Origin of the sequence: Nocardioides sp. NPDC051685 (assembly GCF_044453405.1) — a bacterium.
In the GTDB taxonomy this organism is placed as follows: domain Bacteria; phylum Actinomycetota; class Actinomycetes; order Propionibacteriales; family Nocardioidaceae; genus Nocardioides.
This window is the reverse complement of the sequence record NZ_JBITCR010000004.1, coordinates 244,967-257,427: the sequence shown is the minus strand read 5'-3', so window position 1 is coordinate 257,427 and position 12,461 is coordinate 244,967. Positions and strand designations below refer to the sequence as shown.

11 protein-coding genes are annotated in these 12,461 nt (G+C 69.7%); 5 read left to right on the top strand and 6 right to left on the bottom strand.

The genetic code is table 11. The features are described 5' to 3' along the window. Nucleotides 1-24: 24 nt before the first annotated feature. The 3 genes from ACIA03_RS13980 to ACIA03_RS13970 are packed head-to-tail and all read left to right on the top strand — an operon-like array spanning nucleotide 25 to nucleotide 2,650. A complete protein-coding gene (locus ACIA03_RS13980; protein ID WP_396983874.1) occupies nucleotides 25-699 on the top strand; it encodes a response regulator transcription factor in 675 nt (224 codons plus the stop codon). Continuing rightward, nucleotides 696-2,117: an ATP-binding protein gene (locus ACIA03_RS13975; RefSeq protein WP_396983355.1), complete on the top strand. Its 1,422-nt coding sequence runs from the start codon at nucleotides 696-698 to the stop codon at nucleotides 2,115-2,117. Before ACIA03_RS13980 ends, ACIA03_RS13975 begins: the two co-directional genes overlap by 4 nt. After that, the gene (locus ACIA03_RS13970; RefSeq protein WP_396983353.1) at nucleotides 2,114-2,650 is read left to right on the top strand and encodes a hypothetical protein; all 537 of its coding nucleotides are present in this window, start codon (nucleotides 2,114-2,116) and stop codon (nucleotides 2,648-2,650) included. The genes ACIA03_RS13975 and ACIA03_RS13970 overlap by 4 nt, the downstream gene beginning before the upstream one ends. A 4-nt stretch (nucleotides 2,651-2,654) precedes the next feature. Here ACIA03_RS13970 and zwf read toward each other — a convergent pair whose 3' ends face one another. The 4 genes from zwf to ACIA03_RS13950 all read right to left on the bottom strand — a co-directional run bounded on the left by zwf (nucleotide 2,655) and on the right by ACIA03_RS13950 (nucleotide 7,972). Next, nucleotides 2,655-4,112: a glucose-6-phosphate dehydrogenase gene (zwf, locus tag ACIA03_RS13965; protein WP_396983351.1), complete on the bottom strand. Its 1,458-nt coding sequence runs from the start codon at nucleotides 4,110-4,112 to the stop codon at nucleotides 2,655-2,657. 88 nt (nucleotides 4,113-4,200) lie between these two features. Continuing rightward, nucleotides 4,201-5,451, bottom strand: a complete 1,251-nt coding sequence (locus ACIA03_RS13960) for an anthranilate synthase component I family protein (protein WP_396983349.1) — start codon at nucleotides 5,449-5,451, stop codon at nucleotides 4,201-4,203. Continuing rightward, entirely contained in the window at nucleotides 5,448-6,035 is a 588-nt protein-coding gene (locus ACIA03_RS13955) for an anthranilate synthase component II (RefSeq protein WP_396983347.1), read from the bottom strand. Before ACIA03_RS13955 ends, ACIA03_RS13960 begins: the two co-directional genes overlap by 4 nt. Beyond that, nucleotides 6,032-7,972: an anthranilate synthase family protein gene (locus ACIA03_RS13950; RefSeq protein WP_396983345.1), complete on the bottom strand. Its 1,941-nt coding sequence runs from the start codon at nucleotides 7,970-7,972 to the stop codon at nucleotides 6,032-6,034. Before ACIA03_RS13950 ends, ACIA03_RS13955 begins: the two co-directional genes overlap by 4 nt. A 95-nt stretch (nucleotides 7,973-8,067) precedes the next feature. Between ACIA03_RS13950 and ACIA03_RS13945 the strand changes: the two genes are divergently transcribed. Together ACIA03_RS13945 and ACIA03_RS13940 are read left to right on the top strand one after the other, a co-directional pair. Continuing rightward, nucleotides 8,068-8,568, top strand: coding sequence for a SigE family RNA polymerase sigma factor (locus ACIA03_RS13945; protein WP_396983343.1), 501 nt, complete (start codon nucleotides 8,068-8,070; stop codon nucleotides 8,566-8,568). Further along, complete coding sequence (locus ACIA03_RS13940) at nucleotides 8,565-9,182, top strand: hypothetical protein (RefSeq protein ID WP_396983341.1); 618 nt, start codon at nucleotides 8,565-8,567, stop codon at nucleotides 9,180-9,182. Before ACIA03_RS13945 ends, ACIA03_RS13940 begins: the two co-directional genes overlap by 4 nt. A gap of 197 nt (nucleotides 9,183-9,379) precedes the next feature. Here the strand turns inward: ACIA03_RS13940 and ACIA03_RS13935 are convergent, their stop codons facing one another. Beyond that, entirely contained in the window at nucleotides 9,380-11,569 is a 2,190-nt protein-coding gene (locus ACIA03_RS13935) for a HelD family protein (RefSeq protein WP_396983339.1), read from the bottom strand. A gap of 116 nt (nucleotides 11,570-11,685) precedes the next feature. Further along, complete coding sequence (locus tag ACIA03_RS13930; RefSeq protein ID WP_396983337.1) at nucleotides 11,686-12,453, bottom strand: enoyl-CoA hydratase family protein; 768 nt, start codon at nucleotides 12,451-12,453, stop codon at nucleotides 11,686-11,688. Nucleotides 12,454-12,461 lie beyond the last annotated feature (8 nt).

Here is a 12,461-nt window from a genome sequence, read left to right as displayed (position 1 = left end):
GACAGCTCCGGCGACAAGCCGCACGTGCTGGTCGTCGACGACGACAAGGCCGTGCGTGAGTCGCTGCGCCGGTCACTGGAGTTCAACGGCTATGTGGTCGCTCTGGCCGGCGACGGTGCCGAGGCGCTCGCCGGCATCGCCAACCACGGTCCCGACGTCGTCGTGATGGACGTGATGATGCCCCGGCTCGACGGCATCGAGGCCACCAAGGCGCTGCGGGCAGCCGGCAACGACGTACCGATCCTGGTGCTGACCGCGCGCGACGCCGTCGGCGACCGGGTCGACGGCCTGGACGCCGGGGCCGACGACTACCTCACCAAGCCGTTCGCGCTCGAGGAGCTGCTGGCCCGGCTGCGCGCCCTGCTGCGCCGGGCCGCCCCGATCGGCGAGGAGGACGAGGAGACGCTGCACTTCGCCGACCTGTCCATGAACACCACCACCCGCGAGGTGACCCGGGGCGATCGGCCCATCGAGCTCACCCGCACCGAGTTCACGCTCCTGGAGATGTTCCTGCGCCGGCCCCGCCGCGTACTCGACCGGTCCTTCATCCTCGAAGAGGTCTGGGGCTACGACTTCCCGACGACGGCCAACTCGCTGGAGGTCTACGTCGGCTATCTGCGGCGCAAGACCGAGGCAGAGGGTGAAACCCGGCTCATCCACACCGTACGCGGCATCGGCTACGTCCTGAAGGAGCCGTGAGCAGCGCCGTGACCATGACGGCCACCAGCTCGCGCTACCGCGGCTCTCTGGCGGGCCGGGTCACCCTGCTGACGACCCTCGCGGTCGCCGGCTCGATCGCACTGATCGCGGTCGGGCTCTACTTCGTCGTACGTATCCAGCTGCAGGCCAACATGGACGAGTCGCTGCTCAAGCGGGCCACCTCCGCCGCGGCCAACACCGCGTCGATCCAGGACGCGCGAACAGGTGAATCCTTCCCGACCTGGGTGCTCAACGCCGGCGACATCCAGGTCGCCGAGGTCGTCGACTCGCACAACTACTGGTCGCCGACACTTGGTACGTTCCCTCGGCCCGGCGTGCCGGAGGAGGCGGTGGCCAAACGCGAGGCCAAGCAGTCGGTCCGTACGGTCTACACCACGGTTGGCGTCTTCCGGGTCGTAACCGTCCCGATCCCCGAGAGCAACTCCGCGCTGATGCTGGCGCAGTCGCTGGGGCCACAGCAGGAGATGTACAAGCGGCTCGGGTTCGTGGTGCTCTTCTTCGGCGCGGCCGGGGTCGTCGCGGCTGCCTTCGCCGGGTGGGTCGTGGCAGCCGGCGGGCTGCGTCCGGTGCGGCGGCTGACCGCCTCGGTCGACCGGATCGCGACCACCGAGGACCTCACCCCGCTGCCGGTCGAGGGCGACGACGAGATAGCCCGGCTGGCCACCTCGTTCAACCGGATGCTTTCCACGGTTTCTGCGTCCCGCGACCGGCAGCGGCAGCTGGTGGCGGACGCCTCCCACGAGCTGCGTACGCCGCTGACCTCGCTCCGCACCAACGTCGAGCTCCTCACCCAGGCCGACGCCTCGATCTCGGGCGAGCAGCGGGCCGACCTGCTCGGCGACATCCGCGCCCAGATCGAGGAGCTCACCAACCTGATCGGCGACCTCGTCGAGCTGGCCCGCGACGAGCCCGCCGAGCCGACGCTGGATACGGTCGACCTCTCCGAGGTGGTGGATCGGGCGCTCTCCCGGGTCCGCTTGCGCGCACCATCGGTGACCTTCACCGAGGAGATGTCGCCGTGGTGGGTCATGGGCGACGCCAGCTCGCTGGAACGGGCGGTCACCAACCTGCTCGACAACGCCGCCAAGTGGTCCCCGGCCTCCGGCACGGTGCACATCTCCCTCCACGCCGGCGTGCTCAACGTCGACGACGAGGGACCGGGCATCGCCGAGGCCGACGTCCCGTACGTCTTCGACCGGTTCTACCGCTCCACCGAGGCACGCTCGATGCCCGGCTCGGGGCTCGGCCTCGCTATCGTCCGGCAGGTGGCCGAGCGCACCGGCGGGTCGGTCTCCGCGGCCCGCTCCCCGCACGGTGGCGCCCGGATGACCATGCGCCTGCCCGGCTCGGCCTCACCCCGGCCGACCGAACCGCCCACGGAAGTGCTGAATCATTGAGATACACCGTCCTCGCGCCCAGTCTGCTGGCGCTGCTCCTCCTCGCTGCCTGTGGGGCCGAGGATCCCGCCGCTCCGTCGGCATCCGCGTCCGCGTCAGCGTCCGGGCAGGCCTCCGAGAAGGCGTTCAACCCGTGCGACGGCCTCGACATCGCCCCCGTGGAGAAGGCCCTCGGCGCCAAGCTCCGCGTCGAGAAGGGCACCTCGGCGGCACCCCGCTGCGCGTTGCTCCCCGAGGAGTCGGGCGGGACTGCGTACGAGCTGAACTACCTGCCCTTCAAAGGCACCCTCGCGGAAGCGTGGAAGACCATGGACGTGAAGTCCGGCAAGGTCAGCGAGCCCGAGGTCAAGGGCGCCGATGACGCGCGACTGGTCACCCAGCAGGGCGTCAACTCGTACGCCGTCACCGGCTTCGTCCAGAACGGCGCCCTGATCCAGAGCTTCAACTCCGTCGACCTGGATCCCTACGACGGCGACGCCATGGACCGAGCCGCCCAGGCTCTCCTCGAGCAGCTCAGCGCCAACGCCCCATAGGCGGCTAGTGCTTCTTCGTCTCGCGCCAGGAGCGCTCGAACGGGAGGCGCCAGGCGTGGGGGGCGATCAGCTGGTGGATCGAGTTGGGGCCCCAGGAGCCGGGGGCGTAGAGGCGTACCGGTGGAGGGTTGTCGAGGAGCGGCTGGGAGATCTCCCAGAGCGTCTCGATGCCTTCGGCGGTGGTGAAGAGCGTGTGGTCGCCGCGCATGGCGTCGTGGATGAGGCGTTCGTACGCCTCCAGCACGCCGGTCGAGGAGCTCGTCTCCTGGGTGGCGAACTGCATGGAGAGCTTCTCCAGCCTCATGCCGGGCCCGGGGCGCTTGCCGTAGAACGACAGTGACATCTTCGACTGGTCGGCGAGGTCGAAGGTGAGGTGGTCGGGGCCCTGGGTGCCGGCGCCGGAGTTGGCCGGGAACATCGTCAGCGGCGGCTCCTTGAACGCGATCGAGATGATCCGCGCGCCCTCGGCCAGCTTCTTGCCGGTGCGCAGGAAGAACGGCACGCCGGCCCAGCGCCAGTTGTCGATGATCACCTTCATCGCGATGAAGGTCTCGGTGTCGGAGTCGTCGGCGACCTCGTTCTTGCCGCGGTAGCCGGAGTATTGGCCACGCACCACGTTGCGCGGGTCCAGCGGCTGGATCGAACGGAAGACCTTGTTCTTCTCCTCGCCGATCGGGTCGGGAGCCAGCGAGGTCGGCGGCTCCATCGCCATGAACGCGAGCACCTGCATCAGGTGGGTCACGACCATGTCGCGGTAGGCGCCGGTGCTCTCGTAGAACGCGGTGCGTCCCTCCAGGCCCAGCGTCTCGGGAATGTCGATCTGGACGTGGTCGATGAAGTTGCGGTTCCAGATCGGCTCGAAGAGACCGTTGGCGAAGCGGAAGGCCAGGATGTTCTGCGCGGCCTCCTTGCCGAGGAAGTGGTCGATCCGGAAGATCTGCTCCTCGGAGAAGACCTCGTGGATCTTCGCGTTGAGATCCTTGGCCGACTCCAGGTCGGTGCCGAAGGGCTTCTCCATGATGATCCGGGCACGCTCGACGAGGTCGGCCTCCTCGAGCTGGCGGATCACGTCCTGGGCGGCCTTGGGCGGGACGCTGAGGTAGTGGAGACGGCGCACGTCGCTGCCGAGCCCCTGGAGCTTCTTCTCGGCGAGCTTCACCGCGTCGGCGAGCGCGTGCGGGCCTTCCTTGGTCGAGACGTAGGAGAGCATCCCCCCGAACGCCGCCCAGCGCTCGTCGGTGATGTCGCCCTTCCCGAACTCCTCGCACGCCTCGCGAGCGAACTCGATGAACTGCTCGTCGGACAGATCCTCCAGCGATGTGCCGACGATCTGAGCGTCCGTCATCAGCCCGGCCTCGTTGAGTCTGAGCAGGCCAGGCAGGAGTTTGCGGCGCGCCAAATCACCGGTCGCACCGAAGAGCACGATCACATGTGGCAGGGCTTTGTCGTCGATGGTCGCCATGATGAGTCCACGGTAGTACCCGTTTTATGAACGATCCAATAGACAACGGCCGCTGTCTCAAGGTGTCGCCGTCTTTTCACCTGCTTGATCATCTGCCGAGGGAAGCGCGGACCCGATCGGCCTTCAACCGCGCCTCCTCGGCCTCCTCGGCGACGTCGGATCTGACGGTGATTCCGCCGCCGGTGCCGATCTGCCAGGTGTGGGTGTCGTGGGTCGTCAGGGTGCGGATGACGACACCCAGGTCGGCGGGTCCGTCGCCGGAGATCCAGCCGAAAGCACCGGCGTACGCCGCCCTCGGCCCGCCCAGCTCACGCTCGGCGCGCTCGATGACCTCCATCGTGCGCAGCTTGGGCGCGCCCGTCATCGACCCCGCGGGGAAGAGTCTTCGCAGCGCCTCGATCGTGGTGATCTCGTCGCGGAGATGTCCCCGGACCGTGGTGACCAGCTGGTGCACGCTCGGGTAGGACTCCACCCGCATCAGCCCGGGCACCTCCACCGTCCCCGGCTCGCAGACCATCGCCAGGTCGTTGCGGAGCAGGTCGGTGATCATCAGGTTCTCGCTGCGGAGCTTGGGATCGGTACGCAGCAGCTCAGCGTTGGCGGCGTCCTGTTCTGCCGTGGCACCTCGTGGGGTCGTCCCCTTGATCGGCCTCGTCTCGATCGTGCGGTCGCCGTCGATGAGCGCGTAGCGCTCCGGGCTCGAGCTCAGCAGCCACGCCGCGTGGTCCGCGACGTCGTGCTGGAGGAAGCCTGCGTACGGGGCGGGGTTGATGCTCCGGAGCCGCAGGTAGGTCTCCACCGGGTCGGCCTCGGCCTCGGCCTCGACCGTGGTGCGGTAGGTCAGGTTGGCCTCGTAGGTGTCGCCGGCCCGGAGGGCTTCCTGAACGATCTCGAAGGCGGCGCGGTAGGCGGGTAGTCGGGGATCAGACGGTCGGTTACCGGCGGGTAGAGCGACCGTTCGATCCCCGACTACCCCGAGCGGGTGATCAAAGAGGCGAACATGGGACGGGCGCATCCACACGGCGTCCGGGACGTCTACCGAGGGAGCGGCCGGGAGATCCGTACGGCAGGCGTAGCCGAAGTAGCCGAACCACTGCTCCCCCGGGCCGACCTCGCGCTCCAGGACCTTCCAGATGTCGTCGCCGACGACCTCGGACCGGCCGGCGGCGTGACGCAGGACCTCACGACGCGCGGCGGAGTAGGTCAAGGAGATGTCGTCATCCTCCAGCCAGCCGATCAGGGACCGGCTGCCCGACCACTCCCGTGCGCCGCCGCCGTCGAGCCAGACGCAGCGCGGGTGGGCGGCGGCCACCTCGGCGAAGAGGTCCTCGACGCTCATCGCGGCCACGGTCGGTCGAGGCTCTGCTGATTCAAGAAGTTCGCGACCATCTCCGCGCCGTGCTGGGAAAGCACCGACTCGGGATGGAACTGCACGCCCTCGAGCGGCAGAACCCGGTGGCGTACGCCCATCACGACCCCGTCCTCGGAGCGGGCCGTCACCTCCAGGACATCAGGCACCGAGACGGCCGCGAGGGAGTGGTAGCGGACCGCCTCGAGCGGCGATGGCAGCCCCGCGAAGACACCGCGACCGTCGTGCGTCACCCGGGCGACCTCGCCGTGTGCCGGCTCGACCCGGTCGACGACGCCGCCGTAGGCGGTCACCAGCCCCTGCATGCCCAGGCAGACGCCGAGGACCGGCCGATCACCGGCCAGGAGTACGTCCCGCCCGACCGCGAAGTCCGCCGGGTCGGCAGGGTGGCCGGGCCCGGGCGAGAGGACCACATGGGTGTAGCCGGAGAGGTCCCCGAGCTTCACCTCGTCGTGCTCCACGACGTCCGGAAGGGCCCCGGTGACCTGCGCGATCATGTGGACGAGGCTCCACACGTAAGAGTCGTGGTGATCGACCACGACGACGCCGCTCATTGTGCCAACAGGTCGCTGACGACGTCGTGGATGAGGTCGTAGCCGCGCTCGGTGAGGACCGACTCCGCATGGAACTGGATGCCGGCGTAGTGCGGACCGGAGAGGGCGTGGATGTCGCCCGTCTCGGGGTCGGCGTCCACCGACACCCCCGCGGGCAGCTCGGTGGACCCCACCCGTCCGACGAAGGTGTTGTAGAAGCCGACCCGCTCACGCCGCGGCCGCCCACCGAACCCGAGACCGACGCGCGTCTGGGTGCCCTGGAAGACGATGTCCTTGTAGTGCAGCCCGATCCCGAGCTGGTGGCACAGCGCCTGATGGCCGAGACATACCGCCAGGAACGGCTGCTGGGTCTCGAGCAGCGATGCCACGGCGGCACGGAGCTTGCCCATCTTCGGGTCGGAGCCGTCGCGCGGGTCGCCAGGTCCGGGCCCGACGATCACGAGATCAGCACCCGAGAAGGCCCCGTCCACATAGTCCTCGTGGCGGATCACCGAGGACGTCATGCCGAGGACCCGGAGGATGTGGCGCAGCATGCGTACGAAGTCGTCCTCGCCGTCGAGGATGACCGCGTGCTTGCCGGCGAGGTGGGCCGCGGGCTCCTCGTCGGCCTGGTCGGTGAGCCAGAACGACGACAGCCGGCGGTTGCGGGCGGCCAGGGTCAGCAGCAGGTCCTCGTCGTTGACCAGCTCGGAGACGTCCTGGGCGAGTGCCGGAGCCGCCGGCACCAGCCCGAAGGCCGACAGGATGCCGCCGGCCTTGGCGTGCGTCTCGGCGACCTCGTAGTTCGGGTCGGAGTCGCGTACGAGGGTCGCGCCGGCGCTGACCTTCAGCTCACCGGTGAGCGACACGTCCGCAGTGCGGATCACGATCGGCGAATCGACCGTCGGGGCGCCGGACTCATCACGGCCGAGCAGCGCGAGGGCGGCACCGTAGTAGCCACGGCCCTCCGGCTCGTACTTCTTGATCAGCCGGCACGCGTTCTCCACCGGCGAGCCGGTGACGGTGGCGGCGTACATCGTGTCGCGCAGGATCTCGCGCGGGTCCCGCGCCGAGCGGCCCGCCAGCAGATACTCGGTGTGGATCAGCCGCGACATCGGCTTCAGGAACGGGCCGAGCACCTGGCCGCCCTGGTCGCAGATGTCGCACATCATCTTGAGCTCCTCGTCGACCACCATGAAGAGCTCGTAGACCTCCTTCTGATCGTTCAGGAAGTCGGTCAGCTGCCCCTTGAGGTCGTGGGCGATCTTCTCCGGCGTTCCCTCGAGGTCGCGCGGCAGCCGGAAGGTGCCGGAGATCGGGTTCATCCGGACGTCGCCGCCGTGGACGCTCACGTGCCGTTCGGGCGAGGCGCCGATGAGGTAGCGGTCGCCGGTGAAGAAGCAGTAGGTCCAGTACGCCCCGCGCTCGCGCTCCAGAAGACGACGCAGCACGGTGAGCGCGCGGTCGTGGTTCCAGTCGTCGAGCTGGGCCCGGTAGTGGCGGCCGATCACGAAGTTGGCGCCCTCGCCCTGGCCGATCTCGTCCTCGATGACGGTCTTGACCAGGTCGGCATAGGTGTCGTCGTCCACGTCGAACCCACCGCGGTCGGTGAACTCGACGGGCACGTCCGGAAGCGCCTCGATGACCTCGGCGACCGAGAACTCCCACTCGCGCTCCACGTCGACGACGACCAGCGGGGTGCCGTCGTCGTGGGCTTCGAAGCCGCGCTCGCTGACCTGCCGGAACGGCACCGCGAGCAGCCGGTCGGCCACCTTCCCCGGCTCCGGGGTGCCCTCCTCGAGCGGTACGTCGAGGAGCGACTCGACCACCGACCGGGTGCCTGCCAGCATGCCGACCGTGTCCCGATCACCCGCCCGCGAGGAACGCCGGATGATCGCCCACGCCTCGTGCCCCGTGATCTCCTCGATCGCGGTCTTGGCAGGCGTCTGGGTCGTCATGGGATGAGCCTAATCCGCACGCTCGCGCGTGACCCATTCGATTCGGATGGTGGGCCCCGTGCAACCCCGCGGTGCCCCCGATCCGTTGACTGTGCGTGAGACGTTCCCAAGACGCCGAATTCGAGGCCTTCGTACGCCGCCACCGAGCGCAGCTCGTCGGCACCGCCCGGCTGCTGACCGCCGGTGACGCCCACCTCGCCGAGGACCTGGTCCAGACGACCCTGGTCAAGATCTATCTGGCCTGGGGGCGAGCGTCCCAGCAGCCCGCTGCGTACGCCCGCCGCACTCTGGTCAACTGCCTGACCGACCACCGCAGGCGCCCGTTCTTCCGGCGCGAGCAGGGCGCGGTCTCGTTGCCCGAGGCGCCGGTCGAGGATCCGGCGATGGTCGATCCCGAGCTGGTCGCGGCCCTGGCCGAGCTGCCGCCGCGGCAGCGCGCGGCCGTCGTGCTCCGCCATGTCCACGACCTCTCGGTCGACGAGGTCGCCGACGCGCTCAGCTGCTCGACCGGAACCGTGAAGTCCCAGACGGCACGAGGCCTGGACAAGCTCCGGGCGCTGCTCACCCCCACCCAACTGACAGGAGACTCCCGATGAACGACGTGATCGACCGCCTCGCCCGCCTGACCTCCTCGCCGGCCGTCCCGGCGGAAGATGCCACCGCCGACCTCCGCCGTGGCCACCAGGCCCTCTCCCGGCGCCGCATCAAGCGCGCCGCTCTCGGTGGCGCGGCACTGACCCTCGCCGTCGGCGGCGCCTTCGGCGGGATCGCCCTGACCTCCGACAACGGCGGCACCCCGACGGTCCAGGCGGCCGACAACGTACGCCTCGTCGACTACAACGGCACCCAGATGCCCGGCTACACCGTGGCGAAGGTGCCCGAGGGTTTCGTGCTGCAGGGCTCCGACCAGTACGTCCTCGCCGTCGCTCGCCCCGACGACAAGTCCTCCATCAGCGACTTCCGGGACAAGATCGTGGTCACCCTCGAGGCGAGCACCTCTGAAGCCGAGGACTCGACCGACACCACCGTCAACGGCCAACCCGCCACCCTCGTCACCACCCCCGACGGCGCGACGATGCTCGAGTACGCCTACCGCGACTTCACCGTCGTCATCCAGATGTGGAACACCATCCACCTCACCGACGAGCAGCTCGTCGAGTTCGCCGAGGGCGTCGAGGTCACCGCCGACGCCAAGCCCTCGGTCGGCTGACCCGAAACGCCGAGTCGGCGCAAATGTCCCGCCGGAGCACGCCGAGTCGGCGCTGATGTCTCAACGGTTTGGGACAGATGCGCCGACTCGGCGATCGTTCTCGGGACAGATGCGCCGACTCGGCGATCGTTCTCGGGACAGATGCGCCGACTCGGCGATCGTTCTCGGGACAGATGCGCCGAGTCGGCATTTGGCCGTCAGGAGACGGTCGTGAGGAGCTGGGTCGCGCGGGTGAGGACGACGTAGAGGGTGGCGCGGCCGGTGGCCGACTCGCGCTCGATCTCGTCGGGGCGGACCACGACGATGCCGTCGAACTCGAGGCCCTTGGTGTCCAGGCCGGTGAGGACGACGATGCGGTCCTCGCCGGAGGGCACCGAGGTGGGGTCGGCGGCAGAAGCGGCAGCCGACGGAGCGTCGGCCGCGAACTCCGTCCACGACGCGAGCCACGAGTTGACGTCGGAGCGGCGCGCGACCGGGACCACGATGCCGACGGTGCCGCCGACCTGGGCCGCGATCTCGCCGACCGCCTCCCGGGTGGCCTTCTCCAGGTCGACCGCGTGCTCGATGACCCGCGGCTCGACGCCGGTGGAGCGGACCGCCGTGGGCAGGTCGGCGTTGAGCCCGACCCGCTCGGCGTAGGCGGCGGCGAAGGCGTAGATCTCGGCCGAGTTGCGGTAGTTCGTCGACAGGTGGAACGCGTGGACCGGCTTGCCCTCGAGCGCCTTGGCCCGCGCGGCCTCGGCCTCCTCGGCCACCGGCCACGAGGACTGGGCGGGGTCGCCGACGATGGTCCACGAGGCCGTACGTCCCCGGCGACCGACCATCCGCCACTGCATCGGGGTGAGGTCCTGGGCCTCGTCGATGAGGATGTGGGCGAACGGGTCGTCGTCGATGCGGTAGGTCGGCGGGCGCCAGCCCCGGCCCGAGGAGAACTCACGGTCGGAGGCGGTCATCAGCTCGGCGATGTCGATGCCGCTCTGGTCGGCGTCACGCTCGTCGGCGACCTGCTCGGGGATGTCGCCGATCGCGTAGCGCAGCTCGTCGAGCAGCGGGATGTCCTCGATGGCCAGATCGGCGTCGGTCAGCCCACGGCCGGCCCACGACTTGAGGAGCAGCTGCTGCTCGTCGTACGTCAGGACACCCTCGGAGACGCGAGCCAGGAACTCGGGCTCACGCAGCCAGCCGAGGACCTCCCGCGCCTCCAGCGCCGGCCACCAGGCGGCGGCGAACTCCAGGAAGGCGGGGTTGTCGAGCATCTCGTCGTTGAAGACCTCACGGCCTCGCTCGCGACCGCGCTCGCCGCGTACCTGACGCCAGAGGATGTCGAGAAGCATCTGGGGTACGCGGCGCAGCTGCTGGTTGCGGCGGCCCTGGCTCATCAGCTGGCGTCGCAGCTCACCGAGACGCTTCCCGTCGAGGCGCAGCGAGTCGTCGCGGTAGAAGACCTTGAACTCACGAGGCGATCCCGGCGCCTGCTGGCGCGAGGCTCGGCGCAGCACCTCCGCCATCCGGGCCGAGCCCTTCACGTCGGCGACGGCGGGGTCGTTGTGCCAGGTCGCGCGTACGCCGTCCACGACCTCACCCAGCGAACGCAGCGCGACCGCGGTCTCACCGAGGCTCGGCAGCACGCGCTCGATGTAGCGCATGAAGACGCCCGACGGACCCACGATGAGCACGCCACCGGACTCGTAGCGGCGACGCTCGGTGTAGAGCAGGTAGGCGGCGCGGTGGAGAGCGACCACGGTCTTGCCCACCCCCGGACCACCGGAGATGGTCGTGACGCCCTTCCCGGGGGCCCGGATGGCCTTGTCCTGCTCGGCCTGGATGGTGGCGACGATGGAGTGCATCGTGCGGTCGCGAGCGCGGCTGAGCTGAGCGATCAGCGCGCCCTCGCCGACGATCGGCAGGTCGGCGCCGGAGCGCTGCAGAGCCTCGGCGTCGAGCAGCTCGTCCTCGACACCGACGACGGTCTGTCCCTCGGAGCGGAGGACCCGGCGCCGGATCACCGACCTCGGCTCGACCGCGGTGGCCTGGTAGAACACCGCCGCCGCGGGGGCCCGCCAGTCGATCAGCAGCGAGTCGCGCTCGGCGTCGCGCAGACCGATGCGGCCGACGTAGCGCGGCTCGGGGTCGAGCTCCGGGTCGAGGTCGAGGCGGCCGAAGACCAGCCCCTCATGAGCGGCGTCGAGCTGCGCGATCCGTCGCGCAGCCTGGAAGGCGAACGCATCGCGCTCGACGAGCCCGCCCTCGTGCCCCAGGCGCCCACGGTCGCGGCCCTCGGCGGCCAGCTCCTGCGCAGCGCGCGCCGACTCTCCCAGCTGGAGGTAGACACGATCTACGAACCTCTGCTCCTGAGCGATCTCGCGCTCAGCCAGCTCGTCGTTCAACTGGATGTTCCCCCGTCACAAAGATCCACACCCGCCGTGCGCCCCCCATGGCGCACGGCAAGGAGACAACTCTACCCCCGACGTGGGGCTATGGGGGCACGGGTGCCACCAAACGGCTACCGCTTGCGAGTCAGGAAGGCGGTCATCGCCTCGCGGGCCTCGTCGGAGCCGAAGAGGCGGGCGGAGAGGGCGGCCATCTCCTCGCCGCCGGCGTCGATGTGCTCGACCAGGCCGCGGACCATGAGGCGCTTGGTCTCGCGCAGACCCTGGGGGGAACCCTCGAGCAGGGAGGAGGTGATGGCGGCCACCTCGTCGTCGAGCTTCTCGGCCGGGACGGCGGCGGTCAGGATGCCGATCCGGGCGGCTTCGGCGGCGTCGAACTTGTCACCGGTGAGGAAGTAGCGGGAGGCGGCGCGGGCGTCGACCCGGGGCAGGATCGAGAGGGAGATCGCGGCAGGGGCCAGGCCGAGTCGGACCTCGGTGAGCGCGAACGAGACGGTGTCGGCGGCGATCGCGATGTCGGCGGCGGCGACGAGCCCGAGACCGCCGGCGCGCACCGGCCCCTGGACCTTCGCCACGACGGGCTTGGTCAGGGCGACGATGGTGCGCTGGAGACGTACGATCCCGCGGGTGCCCTCCTCCATCGGGACCGTCGCGGCCTCGGAGAGGTCGGCGCCGGAGCAGAAGACGGTGCCCGTCGACTGAAGGACGACCGCCTTGACCGAGGTGTCCTTGTCGGCGGCGTGCAGTGCTTCGAACAGCTCGGTGACCAGCTGGCGGGAGAGTGCGTTCCGGTTGGCCGGTGAGTCGAGGGTGATGGTGGCGACACCGTCGGCGACATCGAGGTGGACGAGCTCAGCGTTGGTTTCAGGCGACTCAGTCATGGGGCAGA

Excerpts from the sequence above, each read along its gene's own strand:
- zwf (WP_396983351.1), bottom strand. The coding sequence starts at position 4,112 with ATGGCGACCATCGACGACAAAGCCCTGCCACATGTGATCGTGCTCTTC.
- ACIA03_RS13960 (WP_396983349.1), bottom strand. The coding sequence starts at position 5,451 with ATGAGCGTCGAGGACCTCTTCGCCGAGGTGGCCGCCGCCCACCCGCGC.
- ACIA03_RS13955 (WP_396983347.1), bottom strand. The coding sequence starts at position 6,035 with ATGAGCGGCGTCGTCGTGGTCGATCACCACGACTCTTACGTGTGGAGC.
- ACIA03_RS13950 (WP_396983345.1), bottom strand. The coding sequence starts at position 7,972 with ATGACGACCCAGACGCCTGCCAAGACCGCGATCGAGGAGATCACGGGG.
- ACIA03_RS13940 (WP_396983341.1), top strand. The coding sequence starts at position 8,565 with ATGAACGACGTGATCGACCGCCTCGCCCGCCTGACCTCCTCGCCGGCC.
- ACIA03_RS13930 (WP_396983337.1), bottom strand. The coding sequence starts at position 12,453 with ATGACTGAGTCGCCTGAAACCAACGCTGAGCTCGTCCACCTCGATGTC.